Origin of the sequence: Streptococcus ovis DSM 16829 (assembly GCF_000380125.1) — a bacterium.
In the GTDB taxonomy this organism is placed as follows: Bacteria; Bacillota; Bacilli; order Lactobacillales; family Streptococcaceae; genus Streptococcus; species Streptococcus ovis.
Window position 1 is genome coordinate 95,584 of the sequence record NZ_KB904583.1, and the last position, 18,191, is coordinate 113,774.

Here is an 18,191-nt window from a genome sequence, read left to right on the forward strand (position 1 = left end):
TCCTTAGGTATAGTAGTTACTAGAAAAATATCGCTTTATTATATCATATTTTTCTAGCAGTTGCACTGGAATTTCCTATTTTTCTACACATCAAGTGTCGAATACACGGCATTTTCCTCGATAAATTCACGGCGGGGCTCTACTTTATCCCCCATCAGCATATCGAAAATCTTATCCGCTTCTGCCGCATCATCAACTGACACTCTTGCCATCAAACGGTTTTCAGGATTCATTGTCGTTTCCCAAAGTTGGTGGTCATCCATTTCTCCAAGACCTTTGTATCGTTGAATGGTTGGTTTTGAACGCCCTTCACTATGCTTGTCCAATGCCGCTTGTAACTCTTCTTCTTGATTTGTTCCTGGTTGGATGTATTCTTTAATCTCACTACCAACCTTCACGCCGTAAATTGGTGGCTGTGCAATGTAGACATATCCAGCCTCTACAATCGGCCGCATGTAGCGATAAAAGAGCGTCAAGAGCAAGGTACGAATATGGGCACCATCGACATCGGCATCCGTCATGATAACTAGCTTTTGATAACGTGCTTTAGAAACATCAAATTCTGCTCCAAAACCTGTTCCCATTGCCGTAAAGAGACTACGAATTTCTTCATTTGCCAAAATCTTATCCATGCTCGCTTTTTCAACATTCAAGATTTTACCACGAATAGGTAGGATTGCTTGGAACTCCCGATTACGACCTGATTTTGCTGAACCACCCGCAGAATCCCCCTCCACAATGAACAGTTCTGTTTCCGTCGGGTCATTTGAAGAACAATCTGCTAGTTTACCGGGTAAATTGGAAATTTCCAATCCTGATTTTTTACGAGTGACTTCACGTGCCCGTTTGGCTGCAATCCGAGCCTTGCTAGCTAAGATTCCCTTTTCAACAATCCGACGTGCAATTTGTGGGTTCTCCAACAAGAATTCCGTAAAGGCTTCTGAAAAGAGGCGGTTGGTAATCTTCACAACTTCACTGTTTCCAAGTTTTGTTTTGGTTTGCCCCTCGAACTGTGGATTTGGATGCTTCACTGAAATCACAGCTGTCAAACCTTCCCGGACATCCTCACCAGTTAAATTGTCTTCATTTTCTTTGAGGATTTTGTTTTTCTTCGCGTAATCATTAATGACACGGGTTAGGGCTGTACGGAACCCTTGCTCATGCGTCCCACCTTCATGTGTATGAATGTTATTGGCAAAGCTGACGACATTTTCATGGTAGCTAGTCGTGTACTGCATGGCTACTTCGACCGTAATGTCATCCATTTCACCATCCGTATAAATCGGAGTCTCAAAAATCACATCCTTATTCTCATTCAAGAATTCGACATAGGAAGCAATCCCGCCTTCGTAATGGTATTCCTTGGTTTGCTCCATTCCTAAACGTTTGTCAATGATTGACAATTGTAAACCACGATTCAAAAAGGCCAATTCTTGAATCCGTTTGTCTAATTTGTCAAAATCAAATTCCGTTGTCTCGGTGAAAATCTCCGGGTCAGGTGTGAAGTGAACGGTTGTCCCTGTGTGGTCTGTTTCACCAATGACTTTTAAATCATCAACTACTTCACCTCGGTGGTATTCTTGATAGTGAATCTGTCCATTTTTATGGACACGCACATCTAACTGAGTAGACAAGGCATTTACCACAGACGACCCAACACCGTGAAGACCACCTGACACCTTGTATCCGCCACCACCAAATTTACCACCAGCATGAAGGACCGTAAAGACGGTTTCGACCGCAGGTCGTCCTGTTTTTTCTTGAATATCAACTGGAATCCCTCGTCCATCATCCACGACTGTAATCGAATTATCCTCTTCAATATAGACTTGGATATGTGAAGCAAAACCGGCTAGAGCTTCGTCAATGGAATTGTCGACAATTTCCCACACAAGGTGGTGCAATCCCTCTTTAGCAGTTGAACCAATATACATACCTGGACGGAGACGAACAGCTTCTAATCCTTCCAAGACCTGAATTTGACTAGCATCGTATTCTTGTGCTTTTTCCTGTAAATCTTTGATTTCTTCTGTCATTTTTCTTCCTTCACATTGTATAAAACTAAACTGAACATTTACCCTTAATTATACCACATTTTCTGTCTATTTAACAGAAAAAAGAAGTAGGAAAACAAACGATTCCTACCTCTCTTACCTTTTTCAAATTTATTTTTATTCGAATAGTCTATCATACACCATCTTATGAGACAGTTCCTGCCCATTGCCACCCAGCAAATCTACCAACTGGTAGGAAAAGGCTAATGCAGTTCCAGCTCCACGGCTTGTCACAATATTGCCATCAACCACAACAACTGCTGTCTGGTGATTCCCATCTACAATTTCTTCTTCCTGACCTGGAAAACAAGTATAATTTTTCTCTTTTAAAAGACCAGCTTGTTCGAGAACAATTGGCGCCGCACAAATCGCTGCGATATACTTTCCAGCTTTCGCTTGCATTTGGAGTTGCTGAATCAACGCTTCATGGTTTCTTAAATTAGTCGCTCCTGGTTGCCCACCTGGTAGGACAATCAGGTCGTACGAGGATAAATCTCCATCAAAAATCTTATCAGCCACAACTGTAATTCCGTGGGAACCTGTCACTTCATGTGTAGCCAACCCCACCATATCACATGCAAACCCTGCACGCCGAAAAACATCTACTGGTGACAACGCTTCAATTTCTTCAAATCCTTCTGCCAACATCACTGCAATTTTTGTCATTTTCTTCACCTAACTTTCTGCTCTTTTGATTGTAATTTTTTTATATGCCCTTGATTTATTTCGACGCAAATCATCTGATAAATTATGCTGGTAACTCATAGACAATACCAAACCAACTCCGATTAAATTTGCAATCATGGAAGATCCTCCCTGCGAAATAAAAGGAAGTGGAATCCCTGTTAACGGAAGAATCCCTGTCGCAGCACCAATATTTTCAAAGATGTGAAACAGAAGCATCATAATGTATCCTGTCGAAATATAAGTATAAAAACGATTGTTGGAAATCAAGGTGATTCGAAGCATACGATAAATGAGCAAGGAGTAGAGACCAATAAGGACCAAGCCACCCACAAAGCCAAAATTTTCTCCAATAACCGTAAAAATCATATCACTTTCACGCACAGGAACTAATAAATTGCTGACATTGAAACCCTGTCCCGTTAGACCACCACTTCCAATTGCAATAAGGCTCTGCGCTTGTTGATACGTGATGGTCTGCGCATATTTAAAAGGATCTAGCCAGGCTGTAATTCGGTTAATCTGATAGGTGGCCACCCCTATATTTTTTAGAAATGTTGTACCTCCCGGAGATAAGAATAACAAGATAAATCCTATTACCCCTAAAATCCCTAGAAGAGTTACTGGCAATAAGATTTTCCAGGAAACACCAGACAATAGAACCATTCCGCAAAAAATAGCAAAGAAAACAAGAGCTGTCCCAAAATCGCTCTGAAATCCAAGCAATACAAAAACTGGCAAGGTTATAAGTAATAAATATGCAATCAGCTGAAAATCTTTTTTTAGATCACGTACTGGATATTTTTGGTGGAATGTGACAATGACCCTAGCCATCATGATAATATAAGAAATCTTCATGAATTCTGATGGCTGAAACAAGGTCACACCATTGATTGTGACCCAGTTCTGAGCCCCTGTCGATGCAACAAGACTTGGACTATAAAAATAAAGAGGCAACACCATCAACCCCAACCCAAGTGCATAAAACAAGGGCGTCATCTTCCAAAGAAACTTTGTGCTAAAAAACATCACTAAAAAAGCCAAAAAAATCCCTAAGATGATCCACATTACCTGCTGTCCTACCATCGATTGAACATGTTGTACATAATCTTGACTCACAGCAATATACACGGATACAACCCCAATCAATAGTAAAAAAAAGACTGGTAGCATCAAAGCATAATCAATCCGACTTTCAATCGAACCTTTTTTTGTATTCATCTACTTCCTCATACTTTCTTCAAATATCCATACAACTAAACTTCTTGTATTATAGCAAAAAAAAACGGATTTTTATAGCAGAAAGACAGAACCTCCTACAATCTCTTGGTATTCTAGATTCTATCTAGGCTCATTCAATATAGATAGCATTTCCTACACTTTCTTCTATCTTGAACTGCCTTCCACTTCAGTACCAAAACCGCTAAGACTTGTTGGCTACTCTCTTTCTAAGCTAAAGAAAAAACGGCTGAAAATTCGCCCAGTTTTTAGGGATTTGACCTCTGCCGTTACTTTTTCCGTTACCTTTTGAAAATGAAAAAGCCTCTCCGATACTCGGAAAGGCTTTAAAACCAACATTTTTAAGAAATAAATGCGGTTGATTATTTGAGACCGTATTTTTTGTTGAAACGATCCACACGACCATCTGCTTGAGTGAACTTTTGACGTCCAGTGTAGAATGGATGTGAGTCTGATGAAATTTCCACACGGATAAGTGGGTATGTTTCACCTTCAAATTCAACAGTTTCGTTAGAGTTCTTTGTAGAACCGCTAAGGAATTTGTAACCAGTAGTTGTGTCCATGAAGACAACAGTGCGATATTCAGGATGAATGTCTTTTCTCATCTTTAAAAATTTCCTTTCTGCCATAGTCTCTTTGTGAGACCATAGATATAGATTCATTCTACCAAATTTCTTGAAAAATGGCAAGTTATTTTATCTCTTTTTTATTTAAAATGCTGATTTAAAGTGCTGATGCACCTGATATAGCATCTGGTGCTGTTCTTTGGCCTAAGCCACCTTCAGAAGCACCTGAATCCGCATCTGTCTGTAAAAGATTTCCCTCACTTGAAATGAGCTTCATGGGTAAATTTTCTTTGAAAAGAATCTGTTTGTCCATTTGATCTCCTTTAGAAAATCCGATCAGCTAATCCCGGCGTATAAATCAATTGGTGTTGATTCGTAATAATAATAGCTTCAATGCCTTCTTGCACTACAACAGCCTGATAAATATCCAAAACAGGATAACCAAAGAGTCTAGTCGTCCAGATTTCTCCATCAACAGATTTTTCCGAAACAATGGTCAAACTAGCAACGTCCGTCGCTACTGGATAGCCTGTTTGACTGTCGAAAATATGGTGGTAGGTCTTTCCTTCAAATTCAAAGGTGCGTTCATAGACTCCTGATGTTACAACAGACTCTTCCCCAATTTTAATCACTGCAACATTATTGCCTCTTGGTAGTGTCGGATTTTGGATGCCAATCCGCCACAAACCATCTTCGTTGTGCATGGCAGGGCCAAAGGTTAAGACATTGCCCCCAAGATTGATGAGGCCCGATACTACTCCGACTCGTTTTAGATGTTCGACAATTCTATCTGCTATATAGCCCTTAGCGAGAGCGCCTAGGTCAAGAGCCATGCCTTCTTTCTTCAGATAGACAGACTGAGTGACCTCATCTAGTTCAATCTCCTTGGGATCAATCAATGCCAATTTTTCCTGGATAATTTCCTCACTAGGCACTTTGGCGTCAGAAAAACCAATCCGCCAAGCTTGTACCAACGGGCCAATCGTGATATTGAGGTGACTTCCAGAAGCACAGCTATGCTCCTTTCCTAAGGCAATCAACTCATACAAATCAGGAGCCACTGGAACTGGCTGGACACCAGCATTAAGGTTGATTTCCATCAACTCAGAGGTCAAGTCATTGGCTGAAAAACGATCCTTATAAAGATAAAGTAATTCCTCCACCTGATCCAAAATGAGCTCTGGATTATCATGCCAAATCTTGGTATCAATGGTCGTTCCTATCAGACGAATACTTCTACTACTTGCTTGCATGAGCTACTACCTGCTTGATTTCTTGATAAATTTGGTCATTTTCCTCTAGGCTATACGAATTGGCTCCGCTAGCTAGAGGATGACCACCACCATCATGACGTTTGGCAATCTCATTGATAATCACAGTTTTACTCCTTAAACGAACGCGGTAAGTCCCATCTACCTGTTCTACAAAAATGGCCCATGATTGTACCACATCAATTTTTCCTGGGGCTCCTACAATAGCAGCTGTTTCTGCATCTGTCACTTCAAAACGATTGAGCACTTCCTTGGTCAGAGTGACGCGAGCAGCCCCATTTTCATCTACTTCTAAATGGTCAAAGACATAACCTTGCAACTTGGCAACCTTAAAGGAAAAGCTGTCCATTTCCCGTGAAATGGCTGCAAAATCAAAGTCAAATTCGCGCAATTTAGCTGCAATCTCCATGGTTTTACTGGTTGTTGCTGAATAAAGGAACCGCCCTGTATCTCCCACAATACCTGTGTATAAAAGACGAGCTGCTTCATCAGAAATCGTCAGACCTGTCGCTAGGGCTAATTCTGTGACGATTTCACTGGCACTGGAAGCCTGTGTATCTACATAAACAATGTCTCCATAGACATCTTCATTAGGATGATGGTCAATTTTGATTAAAAAATATCCCTTATCATAGCGTTCATCATCAATCCGAGGGCGATTGGCCGTATCGGTCACAATGACCAAGGCTCCCTCATAATCACTGTCTGCCACCGCATCCATCTCCGTCATCCAGGCAAGAGTCGGTTCATCCACTCCTGTCGCTAGTATTTGCTTATCTGGAAAATTGTGACGAAGCAAGGCACGAAGGCCTGCCTGACTGCCAATCGCATCGGGGTCGGGACGCTGGTGCCGATGGATAATAATCGTATCATAGGCCTTGATTTTTTCTAAAATTTCTTGAAAGATAGCCATTTTTTCTCCCTTTGACGTGCATTTTTATCTCTTATTATACCATGAAAAACCAATCCTGTTGTGAGGATTGGCTGACGACTATGAAATCGATTGGTATTCTACAGCTAGAGCTGCCTGAACTGCAGGCCGTTGAGCAATTTTCTCTGTCCATTTCTGTAAGTGCTTGTACTCTTGGACATTCAAAAATTCACCTGCACGGGTCCATAACTTGTCCTGTGCTAGTTGTCCATACCAAGCCCAAATGGCCATATCAGCGATGCTGTATTCATTGCCTGCAATGTAGTCTTTATTCGCCAGCTCCTTATCTAGAAGGTCTAACTGGCGCTTGGCTTCCATAGCAAAGCGGTTAATCGGATATTCCAATTTTTCAGGAGCGTAGTGGAAGAAATGTCCAAATCCACCACCTAAGAAAGGAGCTGCTCCTGTTGACCAAAAGAGCCAGTTGAGAACTTCATTTCGCCCAGCTGCATCTTTTGGAATAAAGGCATCAAATTTCTCAGCCAGGTAAAGAAGAATATTCGCTGACTCAAAAACGCGAACTGGATTTTCACCTGATTGGTCCAAGAGAGCAGGAATTTTTGAATTAGGATTGAGCGCAACAAAATCAGACCCGAACTGCTCCCCATCACTGATGGAAATTTGATAGAGATCATAGTCTGCGTCTGGCAAACCTAAAGCCTGCAACTCCTCCAACATTATCGTCACTTTGACGCCATTTGGTGTCCCAAGAGAATACAACTGAAACGGCATCTCTCCAAGTGGTAATGTCTGCTCAAAACGAGCACCTGCTGTCGGTTGATTCAAGTTTCCCCAAGCACCACCCATGCTAGCTGGCTTCTCCCACACAGTGGGAATTTGATAGTCTGTCATCCTATTCTCCTTTTTCATTGTTTCATGACACCATCCTAGCAAATTTTTTACGAGAATTCAAAAAAACGCTACGCGTAAAGCCAATCATTTTCAACCAAATTAAATATTTTATCTGCCCATTTCCTAAAAAATGTGCTAGAATATTAGTAATTATATTTGGAGGACCCTATGGCTTTAGCAAAAATTGTCTATGCTAGTATGACTGGCAATACAGAAGAAATTGCAGATATTGTCGCAAGTAAACTAGAAGAACTTGGTTTGGAAGTACACAACGATGAGTGTACAACTGTTGAAACTGAAGAAATTTTAGAGGCAGATATTATTATCGTAGCAACCTATACTTACTCCTATGGAGGAGATGGTGAATTACCAGACGAAATTGTAGACTTCTACACAGATTTAGCGGACTTAGACTTGACTGGTAAAATCTACGGTGTCTGTGGTTCAGGCGATACCTTCTATGATGACTTCTGTAAATCCGTTGATGACTTCGATATCATGTTAGCTTCTCGCGGTGCGACTAAAGGAGCTGAGAGTGTCAAGGTTGACTTGGCGGCTGAAGATGAAGACATTGAACACCTTGAAACATTCGCAACTGAATTAGTTGCTGCACTTAATAAGTAAAAGGGTTGGAATTTTTCCAACTTTTTTACTTGTCAAATTTTTTTAAAGTGTTATAATTAACTAGTTAAGTTTTTTTGAAAAAAGGAGAAATTATGGCTAAAAAATCTAAAATGGCTAAATACCACCGACAATTGGAGCTCATCGAACGTTATGCGGATTTACGGCGTGAACTGAAAGAAGCAGGCGATTATGAAGCCTTGAGAAAATTACCTCGCGATTCCAATCCCAATCGCTTAAAAAATCGTGATCGAATTGATGGACGTCCCCATGCTTATATGAGAAAATTTGGACTCAGTCGGATTAATTTTAGAAATCTCGCCCACAAAGGTGAATTGCCTGGTGTGAAAAAAGCTAGTTGGTAAGAGAGTGGTTTTCCACTCTCTTTTTTGGTATACTGGAGGCACACCTAGGAGGACCATATGAAGTTAGATTTAACACAGATTCGTCAAAATATTGACGCCATTGATAAGGAATTGGTTGCTTTACTGGAACAAAGAATGTCGCTTGTTCATCAAGTTGCCGCTTATAAAAAAGAAACAGGCCAACCTGTTCTGGATAGCGGACGAGAAAAAGCTGTACTTGAACAGGTAGCAACTCTTGTAGAAAACAAGAACTATACGGATTCAATCTGCGCTACATTCCGTGATATCATGGCTCATTCTCGCGCATATCAATCTCAAACGTTAGGTCAGACAGATGACTAGGAATAGGCCAATCTATAGCAAGTTCCTACTACCAGCACTTCTCATCGGTCTGCTTTCTGGAATCGTGGATACCGTATTTGGCCAAGTCCTATTACTTGTGGGAGATATTCGTCAGCATGCATTTTTCTACCTAGTTCCGTTTTTAGGACCAGTGGGTCTTCTTATCCTCTTCCTTTATCAAAAATGGGGAAAAAATTCCCAAAAAGGAATGACATTGGTCTTTGAAGTCGGACATGGGAGTACAGAATCAATTCCCAAACGACTCATCCCTCTTGTGATGAGCACGACTTGGTTGACTCATCTTTTTGGTGGTTCGGCTGGACGCGAAGGTGTAGCAGTTCAATTAGGAGCTACGATTGCTCATCAATTTACAGCCTATTTTCCTAAAAAAGAAGAAAGGAATCTACTCCTTCTCATTGGTATGGCAGCGGGTTTTGCAGGCCTTTTTCAAACTCCTCTAGCAGCTAGCTTTTTTGCAATCGAGGTATTAGTGGTAGGCCACTATTCATGGGCTGCACTGGCTCCAGCTCTGGTTGCTTCCATTACAGCTAGTACTACTTCTCATCTATTGGGGTTAGAAAAATTCCAGTATGTGCTACAAGACAATATCTCACTTTCTCCCTTGCTGATTGGTAAGCTAGTGCTATTGGGCGTGACCTTTGCTGCTGTCGGTAATTTATTCGCCTTTCTATTAACAAATACAAAACTCCTCTTTGCAAAAAAAATCCCCAATCCCTACCAGCGCATCATCCTGATTGGTTTAGGAATTTCCATGATTATGATGCTTTTCCACCAAGGGCGCTATGCAGGCTTGGGAACAAATTTGATTGAGGCCAGTTTCGATGGGCAAACCATCTATCTCTATGATTGGTTTGCAAAACTTCTCTTAACCGTACTAACGCTTTCTGTTGGTTTTCAAGGTGGTGAAGTCACTCCTCTCTTTGCAATGGGCGCAAGCGCAGGAGTCGTTTTGGCAGGTGTATTGGGACTCCCTTTTGCCTTTGCGGCCGCTCTCGGCTACATTGCTGTTTTTGGCGCCGCAACCAATACATTACTAGCACCAGTTTTTATTGGCATTGAAGTGTTCGGTTGGCAATACACTCCTGCCTATCTTCTCGTGGTTGCTGTTGCCTACTTTCTCAATCGGCGATACAGTATCTACAGCGCTCAAAAAGGACTGTAACTAACCTTGCCTTGTAGTAAATCTATACCATTTTAAAAAAGAGCTGTGATTCTAACAATCTCAGCTCTTTTTTTGCTATCAATGGTATCTACACATTCTTGTCGATTATTTTTTATCAAAAAAGAAGGACACCACTGCAATCACAATCACTGCTCCCACAATAGATGGAACCAATGCCATCCCTGCTAACGAAGGACCCCAGTTTCCCAAGAGGGCTTGTCCAACAGAAGAACCTACTAAACCTGCCAAAATATTGGTAAAGCAGCCCATTGATTCACTTTTTCCTGTGACACCTCCGGCAACCATACCAATCAAGGCACCGACAATCGCTGACCATAACAATCCCATATCTTTTCTCCTTTCATTTATTTCTCTGACTTTATCCTATCATATTTTCATAAAAATCTCTCAAGAAAACTCCTATATATTCGCTAAATTTCCTCTATCCAAGCTGAAATCGAGCCACCAGCTACTGGAAATTCTGCCCAACCATCTGTTCCAATGATGACTTTTTCTGGGCAATTGGCCAAATAATCAATGAAGGTTTTTCCTTGGTGCAAGAGACCAATTTCCATCCGTTTCCACCCAGTATCCCCATTTGACATGACCACTGCCATTGGATGTGGGTGGTCCTCATCCCCTAGTAATGTCCAGCCAATACAGTTAGGATGATCAAAATAATCCACTTGCAAACCATAGGTGTATGTCTGTCGTAGAACAGTTAATTTATCCAACACATCCTTGAAAGCCATCTGCGCAAATTCTCCTGAAATGCCATAATAATCTCCGTAAAAAATACATGGTGTCCCTTCTTGACGTAAAAGGATTAGACCATAGGCGAGCAGTTTAAACCATTCTTCCACAGTCGATTGGAGTGCCTGTCCCCGTTGGGAATCGTGGTTGTCTACAAATGTTACAGCGTAAGCCGGATTTTCCTGCACCAAGGTACCTTCTAAAATGGAAGCTAGATTAAAATCACGTCCCTTCTGCCCAGCCTTTATTATCTCCCAAGATTAGGTAGATACCTGTTTCATTGTGACTGGCATCGTAATCAACACCTGTAAAATGATACCAATGCCATTGAAAATCATTGTAGACACCGGCACGTCCTGGAAATTGGAAACCAGTCCACCCTTCTATTTCATATGGCTCTGAAATCGGTTCTTGCCGATTAGCTGGATTCATCTTGAGGACTGAAAAGCGTTCCTTGTGGTCACCATTGGCCTTGTGATTCAGTACAATATCTGCAATGGGCATGATACCAGCCGTTTTTAAGGCCTGGATAGCAGCTAAATAATCATCTTTTGTACCGTACTTGGTTCGAATCGTTCCGTTCTGATCAAACTCTCCCAAGTCAAACAAATCATAGACGCCATACCCGACATCAGAAACTCCAGTAGCCTTAAAAGCTGGAGGCAGCCGACTTTCGTAATCCCTAATTGTTGCAATTGAGAAACCTCTTCCTTCAAGTGTCGCCAATGCTTCCCATCACTCGGTAAATACCATTCAAAATACTGCATCATCGTTTCATGACTCATATGTTTTCTCCAGACATCTATGGTTTATCTGTTTATTATACCATAAAAAAGCTGGACATCCGTCCAGCCTTCTTTTAAAAGTTTCGTCCAGAAGTATGATAGCCGTAGCGGGCTACAAAATCTTCACGGAATTCTAATAAATTGTCATCCATAATAGCCTGACGAACTTGCTTCATCAAGTTAATCAAGAAATAAAGATTATGGTAACTTGTCAAGCGCAGACCGAAGGTTTCATCTGCCTTGAGAAGGTGGCGGATGTAGGCACGCGTATAATTCTTACAAGTGTAACAATCACAATTGTGGTCAAGCGGCGAAAAGTCTTCTGCAAACTTGGCATTTTTGACAACCAAACGACCTTCTGAAGTCATACAGGTTCCGTTACGAGCAATCCTCGTCGGCAATACGCAGTCAAACATATCAACACCACGAATCACCCCATCAATCAAACTATCAGGTGCTCCAACTCCCATCAGGTAACGAGGTTTGTTCTCTGGTAGGAGAGGTGTAGTGAAATCCAAGACCGCATTCATTTCCTCATGGCTTTCTCCAACAGCCAGTCCACCGATAGAATAACCGGGGAAATCCATGCTGACAAGGTCTGCTGCTGACTGCCGACGAAGATCCTCAAATCCAGCACCTTGTACAATCCCAAAAAGTCCTTGGTCATGCGGACGACGATGAGCATTTAGGCCACGTTCAGCCCAACGACTTGTGCGTTCAATTGATTTTTTCACATAATCGTAGGGTTGATAGAATTGCGGACATTCATCAAAGCTCATCATGATATCTGAACCCAAATTGTTTTGAATAGAGATGGCTTTCTCAGGTGATAAAAACATTTTTGAACCATTCAAATGATTCTTAAAAGTCACCCCTTCTTCGGTGATATTGCGACTTTCTGCTAGAGAATAAACTTGGAAGCCGCCACTATCTGTCAAGATGGGCTGGTCCCAATTCATAAACTTGTGTAATCCACCTGCTCGCGCAATCAATTCATCCCCAGGACGAAGCCATAGATGGTAGGTGTTGGACAAGATAATCCCTGAACCCATCTCCTTTAACTCTTCTGGAGACTGGGTTTTGACAGTTGCCAGTGTCCCAACAGGCATGAACATCGGAGTCGGGAAGGTCCCGTGTGGTGTGATGATTTCACCTAAACGGGCTCCTGTGTGTTTTTCTTTTTTGATCAAACGATACTGAATCGGATGGTCTGTCATGTTTCTTTCCTCGCTTTCAAGAAATACAGTCTTGTGCGCTTTTCAGCCTTACTAGTGTATCAAAAAAAGAACACTCTGTCATCTGCTATGATACATTTACCCACCATTCTCTTGAGTTTTATATTTTAAGGTTTTATGCTAAAATGAAGAACGGAGGTTTTTATGTTTTCAATTAGCCAAATTCGTGCTCAGGCACGGCAAACAATTAGCAATACTCAAGGAATGTTTCTCTTGCCATTTATACCAGTCGCCATCGGAGTCCTTGTGAATGTCCTGAGTTCAATGGGACAAGACAGTAGCTATTTATTGAATCTCACAAGCGACAGTGCAGCCTTAGCTCATTATGCGATTAGTTCACTTTCCTTTTCATTGCTCTATGGACTCTTGATGAGCCTTCTTTCCTTGTCTGTCGCCCATACTATTTTTCAGATAGTCCGCCACAAAAAAGAAAAGACTTCCTCTAAAGATGCTTTTGCTATTTTTAATTCTCCTCATTTTGGAAAAACACTACGAACTTTTTTACTAAAAGAACTTTTCTTATTCCTTTGGGGAATACTGGCCTTTCTAGGTCTCGTCCTTTTTCTGACGGCTTTTGTCCTCTCGGTGTCTTATACCATTGCCATTGGGAATACCAATCCAGAAGCGATTCCACAAGAAGTCCTCGCTATCATTGGGATTGGTACGATTTTAGGATTGGTGATGATGATAGCTGGACTTGCCCTTTATATTCCACAAGTTTATGCCTACTCCCAGGTCTATTACCTTCTGTTTGAACAGCTTGAGAATGAAACATACTCTGGTGCTCTTGCCATTATCAAACAAAGTCGACAACTGATGAAGGGCTACAAATGGACACGATGTACATTGGACTTGAGTTTCATTGGTTGGTTCTTCCTAGCAGCCATTAGTTTTGGTATTGTCAATATCTATGTGATGCCGTACTATTATGCATCAGAAGTTCATTTCTACCAAGCATTAAAAGCAACGAAAAACCCACTGTAAATCACTTCTATTAATAGATTTTATTCAAAAAACAGCACTCTATCCATCAACCGATAGAGTGCTGTTTTTTCCACCATGCTAGTAATGAAAAGAATAAATAGGCTAGAATGGCCCAGATAGAGGCTTCCGCTCCGAAATCACCACCTGTTAGTAGTGGAGATCTAGAAGAAAGAACAAAATTGATCATCGCGACTGGATTGGCATGTTCTCCGATATGAAGCACATCTCCTACGAAAATACAATTCCAAATACCATGCACTAGGGCACTACTCCAGATACTTCCTGTCTCCATCGTAATAAGTGAAAATAGTACGCCGACTAAAGTTCCTGCAATAAGAACTTGCACCATACTAAAGACGCCATCTGCTCCACCGATAATATGAAGGAAACCAAAGATACAAGAAGGTAACCACACGGCCAGTGCTCGATTGTACTGTTTTTCTAGTAAGGTAAAAAACATCCCTCGAAAAACCATCTCTTCTACAATTCCCACCGCAAGACCATAAAATAAGATGGTTTGAGCTATTATAATGCCTTGATTAGCTGGCCGTACTTCTCCTATTTCAACATGTCCCCCAGTAAGATAAAGGGGCACTAGAACAAAAATCGGAAGAGTCACAGCTACAATACTCCAGAAGATGGGCAACTTGACAGGTAAAATTCGTATATCTGCTAAGGAATAGGAGAGAATTTTCCGACTCAAGATAGAAAGACCTAATACAGTTAAACCAATATAAAGAACGGCTGATAGAACAATTGCCAAGACTGAGGGCAAACCGATTGAAGTACTACTTTCTGCAAAGCTTATGGCAATAGTCTGTGCCAACCCAAGAATTACAATCGACAAAATGATTCCGAGCGAAACTTTTTGAAGTGAACCTTTCATTAGACTACTCCCTATTTTTCTTCCTCTAGCATTTCTAAATATTCAATCTTAATGCATTTATTCATGACAATATGATTCCGACCTGCTTGGCGCAAGATTTCCTCTGCTTCTTGGCTTTCCAAACCTAATTGTGCCCAAAAGACATCTGCATTTGTTTCCAGAAAATCACGCGCTACGTCTGGTAAAAATTCACTGCGACGAAAAATATCAACAATGTCAATATGGGTTGGAACATCTTGTAGTCGTGCATAGACTGTTTCACCGAGTATCTTCTCCCCAGCCAATTTTGGATTGACGGGAATGATGGTGTACCCAGCCTCTTGCATGATTTTTGAGACACCATAGGCTGCCGTTTCTTCACGGTTGGATAAGCCAACCACTGCAATGGTTTTGGCTTTTTTCAAGTAGTCAAAAATCACTTCCTGACTGGGATTTTGAAATGAATACGTCATCCTATTTTCTTCCTCCTAAGTATAAACTTTTCTCTAGTATAGCATATTTTATAGCATTTGATTTAAAATAAAAATAGTAGCAGATGATAAAAAAAGAGACGAAAACTCCCCAAATTCACTTCACAAGCTCCTGTGTTTTTATGTGTCTTATAACTCTCACTGCTGAACGAGAATGAAATATGACATTTTCATTTTAGAACAGCCTTATTAATAAGGGTTATACGTTCCTATATAGAACAAAAAAAAACGAACAAGAGTGTTTTTCTGTCATACAGAATCTCAATCTCGTTCGTTTCTAAATAGGTCATTGTAAACTTTTGTCCTAAATGATTTCTATTACTTGGCTTCGTACCAAGTCTGTCCTGCATTCTCATCTGCGATGAGGGGAACGGATAGGCTGATAGCCGTTTCCATGGTCTCTTTAACCAAGGAACGAACAGCCTCTAGTTCATCATTTGGCACTTCTAAGACGATTTCATCGTGTACTTGGAGCAACATCCGTGTGCGGTAGCCTTTTGCTGTCAAGGCCTGATCCAGATTGATCATGGCTACTTTCAAGATATCTGCCGCAGAACCTTGAATCGGTGAGTTGATGGCTGTCCGCTCTGCGAAATTGCGCACGTTGAAATTACGAGAATTGATATCTGGCAACTCGCGACGACGGTGGTAAATAGTCTCTACGTAACCTTTATCACGCGCCTCACGGACGATAGTTTCCATATATTGCTTGATGCCTGGGAAACGTTCAAAATAGGTGTCAATATACTGTTTGGCTGCCTTGCGTGTAATCCCCAAGTTATTGGCCAAACCGAAATCTGAAATTCCATAGACGACACCGAAGTTAACGGCTTTGGCATTGCGACGGTCATTTGGTGTGACATCTTCCGCCTTATCAATGCCAAAGACCCGCATGGCTGTCGCCGTATGGATATCTTCCCCGTGCTCAAAAGCCGCAATCAGATGCTCATCCTGTGAGATATGGGCTAAAACCCGAAGCTCAATCTGCGAGTAATCCGATGCAAGGAAACACGCATCTTCCCATTCTGGGACGAAGGCCTTGCGAATCAAGCGCCCTTGTTCCAATCGAACAGGAATATTTTGTAAATTCGGATCGGCACTGGAGAGGCGACCTGTCTGCGTCAAGTCCTGTACATAGCGAGTGTGAATCTTGCCATCTTCCATAATGGCTTCCTGCAAGCCAATCACATAGGTCGACTGGAGTTTACTGATTTGGCGATATTCCAAAATCTTCGACACAATCGGCGCAATTGGAGCTAGACGTTCCAAGACATCGACTGCCGTTGAATAACCCGTTTTGGTTTTCTTGGTAAATTCAAGTGGCAAGCTCATATCTTCAAAGAGAATGATTCCCAGCTGTTTTGGCGAATTGATATTGAACTCCTGCCCTGCCAAGTCATAGATTTCCTGTGTCAATTGGGCAATCAAGATGTCATTTTCAGCCTGCATTTCTTTCAGAGTAGCAGCTTCCACCTTGATGCCTGCAATCTCCATCTTTGCAAGGACATTGGCGAGAGGCAATTCCATGTCAAACAGCAAACTAGCTTGTTGATGAGCCTCTAACTGCTCCAACATAACGAATTCGGTATCCACCAAAACACGTACTTTCTTAGCCAAATGGGCAAATAGCACCTCGTCTTCTGGCAATGCCCGCTTGGCTCCCTTACCATATACCACTTCATCACTATCTAATCTCGTTTTTCCAAACAGTTGGGCAATGGTGTCTAAATCGTTATTTTCAACTGTCGATAGCAAATACTTGGCGAGGCGACTATCGAAGGCTGGGGCTTGCAACTCAAGACCTTGACGATGCAAGAGAACTTTTGTCCGCTTGAAATCATAAGTTTTAAGAGGTGTACGTGTGAGAAATTCACGGAATACAGGATTTTCTAACAGATTTGGTCGGCCTACATAGATGGCTTTTTCGTCACCCCAAGCAAGACCTACAATATCCTCACGATGATAATTGTCACCTAACATTTCCACATAGAAGAATTGTTGATCGTGGAGCATATCGGCTGTTACTTCCGTCACCACGGTAAAATCAAGCGGTGCTTCTTCAGTCTGTTCTATTTCTCCCATATCCAACTGAGCCCGTAATTGTTTGAAGCCCATTTCCTCATAAAAGGCTGCCAATACTGGTAAATCAGGCCCTTGGTAGACTATATCTTCCAAGCCAATTGCAATCGGTGCTTGGGTATCAATCGTAGCCAATGCCTTAGACAGGAAGGCATTTTCCTTATCCGCTATCAGATTTTCCTTCATTTTAGAGGCTTTGAGACTGTCTATCTGCTCGTAGAGATTTTCAATACTACCAAATTCATGCAGGAGTTTCAAACCAGTTTTTTCACCGATTTTGGTCACACCGGGAATATTATCTGACTTATCTCCCATCAGAGCCTTGAGATCGATAAATTGGGCTGGCGTAATCCCCATTTTCTCCATCAGGTAATCTGGGGTAAACTCCTCAAATTCAGCTACTCCTTTTTTGGAAATTTCAACGACAGTATTGTCATCCGTCAGCTGAATCAAGTCCTTGTCCCCGCTGACAATGACTACATCATAGGGCACTTCTGTCCGCTCTGCCATCTTGTCCAAGGTTCCGATAATATCGTCTGCCTCGTACTGCTCTAGGTCGTAGTAGGCAATGCCACGCGCAGCAAGCATTTCACGAATATAAGGAAACTGCTCCCGAAATTCTTCTGGTGTCTTGGCGCGACCAGCCTTGTAATCCGCAAACATCTCTGTTCGAAAGGTGGTCTTTCCAGCGTCAAAAGCCACCAAAATATGAGTGGGCTGCACCCGCTCCATCAGATGATCCAGCATAAGATGGAAACCGTAAATGGCATTGGTATGCAGACCATTGCTATTTCTAAAACGGTCAATTTGATTATAGAGTGCAAAGAAAGCACGAAAGGCTACTGACGAGCCATCAATTAATAATAATTTGTTTTTTTCCATGCTTCTATT

20 protein-coding genes are annotated in these 18,191 nt (G+C 41.7%); 5 read left to right on the forward strand and 15 right to left on the reverse strand.

The window, feature by feature from the left end:
* Nucleotides 1-83: 83 nt before the first annotated feature.
* From gyrB to yghU, 8 genes are all read right to left on the reverse strand, one after another.
* Entirely contained in the window at nt 84-2,036 is a 1,953-nt protein-coding gene (gyrB, locus tag A3I9_RS0110990) for a DNA topoisomerase (ATP-hydrolyzing) subunit B (RefSeq protein ID WP_018379079.1), read from the reverse strand.
* A gap of 135 nt (nt 2,037-2,171) precedes the next feature.
* Complete coding sequence (locus tag A3I9_RS0110995) at nt 2,172-2,720, reverse strand: DJ-1 family glyoxalase III (RefSeq protein ID WP_018379080.1); 549 nt, start codon at nt 2,718-2,720, stop codon at nt 2,172-2,174.
* A 9-nt stretch (nt 2,721-2,729) separates the two neighbouring features.
* Entirely contained in the window at nt 2,730-3,959 is a 1,230-nt protein-coding gene (locus A3I9_RS0111000; RefSeq protein ID WP_018379081.1) for an FtsW/RodA/SpoVE family cell cycle protein, read from the reverse strand.
* A 380-nt stretch (nt 3,960-4,339) separates the two neighbouring features.
* On the reverse strand, nt 4,340-4,582 hold the full coding sequence (locus A3I9_RS0111005) for a type B 50S ribosomal protein L31 (RefSeq protein WP_018379082.1): 243 nt from the start codon (nt 4,580-4,582) through the stop codon (nt 4,340-4,342).
* 118 nt (nt 4,583-4,700) lie between these two features.
* Complete coding sequence (locus A3I9_RS13450) at nt 4,701-4,856, reverse strand: hypothetical protein (protein ID WP_018379083.1); 156 nt, start codon at nt 4,854-4,856, stop codon at nt 4,701-4,703.
* Between the two features lie 10 nt (nt 4,857-4,866).
* On the reverse strand, nt 4,867-5,796 hold the full coding sequence (locus A3I9_RS0111015) for an FAD:protein FMN transferase (RefSeq protein WP_018379084.1): 930 nt from the start codon (nt 5,794-5,796) through the stop codon (nt 4,867-4,869).
* Nucleotides 5,783-6,727: a DHH family phosphoesterase gene (locus tag A3I9_RS0111020; RefSeq protein ID WP_018379085.1), complete on the reverse strand. Its 945-nt coding sequence runs from the start codon at nt 6,725-6,727 to the stop codon at nt 5,783-5,785. The genes A3I9_RS0111015 and A3I9_RS0111020 overlap by 14 nt, the downstream gene beginning before the upstream one ends.
* Before the next feature lie 78 nt (nt 6,728-6,805).
* Entirely contained in the window at nt 6,806-7,597 is a 792-nt protein-coding gene (gene yghU / locus A3I9_RS0111025; protein ID WP_018379086.1) for a glutathione-dependent disulfide-bond oxidoreductase, read from the reverse strand.
* A 168-nt stretch (nt 7,598-7,765) separates the two neighbouring features.
* Here yghU and A3I9_RS0111030 point away from each other — a divergent pair, with 168 nt between their 5' ends.
* From A3I9_RS0111030 to A3I9_RS0111045, 4 genes are all read left to right on the forward strand, one after another.
* A complete protein-coding gene (locus A3I9_RS0111030; protein WP_018379087.1) occupies nt 7,766-8,221 on the forward strand; it encodes a flavodoxin in 456 nt (151 codons plus the stop codon).
* A gap of 92 nt (nt 8,222-8,313) precedes the next feature.
* Entirely contained in the window at nt 8,314-8,583 is a 270-nt protein-coding gene (rpsN, locus tag A3I9_RS0111035) for a 30S ribosomal protein S14 (RefSeq protein ID WP_018379088.1), read from the forward strand.
* A gap of 57 nt (nt 8,584-8,640) precedes the next feature.
* A complete protein-coding gene (locus A3I9_RS0111040) occupies nt 8,641-8,925 on the forward strand; it encodes a chorismate mutase (RefSeq protein WP_018379089.1) in 285 nt (94 codons plus the stop codon).
* The gene (locus A3I9_RS0111045) at nt 8,918-10,108 is read left to right on the forward strand and encodes a chloride channel protein (RefSeq protein ID WP_018379090.1); all 1,191 of its coding nucleotides are present in this window, start codon (nt 8,918-8,920) and stop codon (nt 10,106-10,108) included. Before A3I9_RS0111040 ends, A3I9_RS0111045 begins: the two co-directional genes overlap by 8 nt.
* A 105-nt stretch (nt 10,109-10,213) precedes the next feature.
* On the opposite strand, the gene A3I9_RS0111050 is transcribed toward A3I9_RS0111045, so the two are convergent.
* From A3I9_RS0111050 to tgt, 4 genes are all read right to left on the reverse strand, one after another.
* Nucleotides 10,214-10,456, reverse strand: a complete 243-nt coding sequence (locus A3I9_RS0111050) for a GlsB/YeaQ/YmgE family stress response membrane protein (RefSeq protein ID WP_018379091.1) — start codon at nt 10,454-10,456, stop codon at nt 10,214-10,216.
* Nucleotides 10,457-10,539: 83 nt separating this feature from the next.
* Entirely contained in the window at nt 10,540-11,049 is a 510-nt protein-coding gene (locus A3I9_RS13900) for an alpha-amylase domain-containing protein (protein ID WP_026217448.1), read from the reverse strand.
* 34 nt (nt 11,050-11,083) lie between these two features.
* Nucleotides 11,084-11,587 carry an alpha-amylase family protein gene (locus tag A3I9_RS13905; RefSeq protein WP_026217449.1) on the reverse strand — a complete coding sequence of 168 codons (504 nt, stop codon included), beginning with the start codon at nt 11,585-11,587 and terminating at the stop codon, nt 11,084-11,086.
* Between the two features lie 133 nt (nt 11,588-11,720).
* Nucleotides 11,721-12,863: a tRNA guanosine(34) transglycosylase Tgt gene (gene tgt / locus A3I9_RS0111065; protein WP_018379092.1), complete on the reverse strand. Its 1,143-nt coding sequence runs from the start codon at nt 12,861-12,863 to the stop codon at nt 11,721-11,723.
* Between the two features lie 162 nt (nt 12,864-13,025).
* Here tgt and A3I9_RS0111070 point away from each other — a divergent pair, with 162 nt between their 5' ends.
* The gene (locus tag A3I9_RS0111070; RefSeq protein ID WP_018379093.1) at nt 13,026-13,865 is read left to right on the forward strand and encodes a DUF975 family protein; all 840 of its coding nucleotides are present in this window, start codon (nt 13,026-13,028) and stop codon (nt 13,863-13,865) included.
* A 46-nt stretch (nt 13,866-13,911) separates the two neighbouring features.
* Here the strand turns inward: A3I9_RS0111070 and A3I9_RS0111075 are convergent, their stop codons facing one another.
* The 3 genes from A3I9_RS0111075 to polA form a co-directional block, all read right to left on the reverse strand.
* Complete coding sequence (locus A3I9_RS0111075) at nt 13,912-14,751, reverse strand: CPBP family intramembrane glutamic endopeptidase (RefSeq protein ID WP_018379094.1); 840 nt, start codon at nt 14,749-14,751, stop codon at nt 13,912-13,914.
* Between the two features lie 11 nt (nt 14,752-14,762).
* The gene (locus A3I9_RS0111080; protein WP_018379095.1) at nt 14,763-15,203 is read right to left on the reverse strand and encodes a CoA-binding protein; all 441 of its coding nucleotides are present in this window, start codon (nt 15,201-15,203) and stop codon (nt 14,763-14,765) included.
* 336 nt (nt 15,204-15,539) lie between these two features.
* Nucleotides 15,540-18,182, reverse strand: a complete 2,643-nt coding sequence (gene polA / locus A3I9_RS0111085; protein ID WP_018379096.1) for a DNA polymerase I — start codon at nt 18,180-18,182, stop codon at nt 15,540-15,542.
* Nucleotides 18,183-18,191: the final 9 nt, after the last annotated feature.

Excerpts from the sequence above, each read along its gene's own strand:
- gyrB (WP_018379079.1), bottom strand. The coding sequence starts at position 2,036 with ATGACAGAAGAAATCAAAGATTTACAGGAAAAAGCACAAGAATACGAT.
- A3I9_RS0110995 (WP_018379080.1), bottom strand. The coding sequence starts at position 2,720 with ATGACAAAAATTGCAGTGATGTTGGCAGAAGGATTTGAAGAAATTGAA.
- A3I9_RS0111000 (WP_018379081.1), bottom strand. The coding sequence starts at position 3,959 with ATGAATACAAAAAAAGGTTCGATTGAAAGTCGGATTGATTATGCTTTG.
- A3I9_RS0111005 (WP_018379082.1), bottom strand. The coding sequence starts at position 4,582 with ATGAGAAAAGACATTCATCCTGAATATCGCACTGTTGTCTTCATGGAC.
- A3I9_RS13450 (WP_018379083.1), bottom strand. The coding sequence starts at position 4,856 with ATGGACAAACAGATTCTTTTCAAAGAAAATTTACCCATGAAGCTCATT.
- A3I9_RS0111015 (WP_018379084.1), bottom strand. The coding sequence starts at position 5,796 with ATGCAAGCAAGTAGTAGAAGTATTCGTCTGATAGGAACGACCATTGAT.
- A3I9_RS0111020 (WP_018379085.1), bottom strand. The coding sequence starts at position 6,727 with ATGGCTATCTTTCAAGAAATTTTAGAAAAAATCAAGGCCTATGATACG.
- yghU (WP_018379086.1), bottom strand. The coding sequence starts at position 7,597 with ATGACAGACTATCAAATTCCCACTGTGTGGGAGAAGCCAGCTAGCATG.
- A3I9_RS0111030 (WP_018379087.1), top strand. The coding sequence starts at position 7,766 with ATGGCTTTAGCAAAAATTGTCTATGCTAGTATGACTGGCAATACAGAA.
- rpsN (WP_018379088.1), top strand. The coding sequence starts at position 8,314 with ATGGCTAAAAAATCTAAAATGGCTAAATACCACCGACAATTGGAGCTC.
- A3I9_RS0111040 (WP_018379089.1), top strand. The coding sequence starts at position 8,641 with ATGAAGTTAGATTTAACACAGATTCGTCAAAATATTGACGCCATTGAT.
- A3I9_RS0111045 (WP_018379090.1), top strand. The coding sequence starts at position 8,918 with ATGACTAGGAATAGGCCAATCTATAGCAAGTTCCTACTACCAGCACTT.
- A3I9_RS0111050 (WP_018379091.1), bottom strand. The coding sequence starts at position 10,456 with ATGGGATTGTTATGGTCAGCGATTGTCGGTGCCTTGATTGGTATGGTT.
- tgt (WP_018379092.1), bottom strand. The coding sequence starts at position 12,863 with ATGACAGACCATCCGATTCAGTATCGTTTGATCAAAAAAGAAAAACAC.
- A3I9_RS0111070 (WP_018379093.1), top strand. The coding sequence starts at position 13,026 with ATGTTTTCAATTAGCCAAATTCGTGCTCAGGCACGGCAAACAATTAGC.
- A3I9_RS0111075 (WP_018379094.1), bottom strand. The coding sequence starts at position 14,751 with ATGAAAGGTTCACTTCAAAAAGTTTCGCTCGGAATCATTTTGTCGATT.
- A3I9_RS0111080 (WP_018379095.1), bottom strand. The coding sequence starts at position 15,203 with ATGACGTATTCATTTCAAAATCCCAGTCAGGAAGTGATTTTTGACTAC.
- polA (WP_018379096.1), bottom strand. The coding sequence starts at position 18,182 with ATGGAAAAAAACAAATTATTATTAATTGATGGCTCGTCAGTAGCCTTT.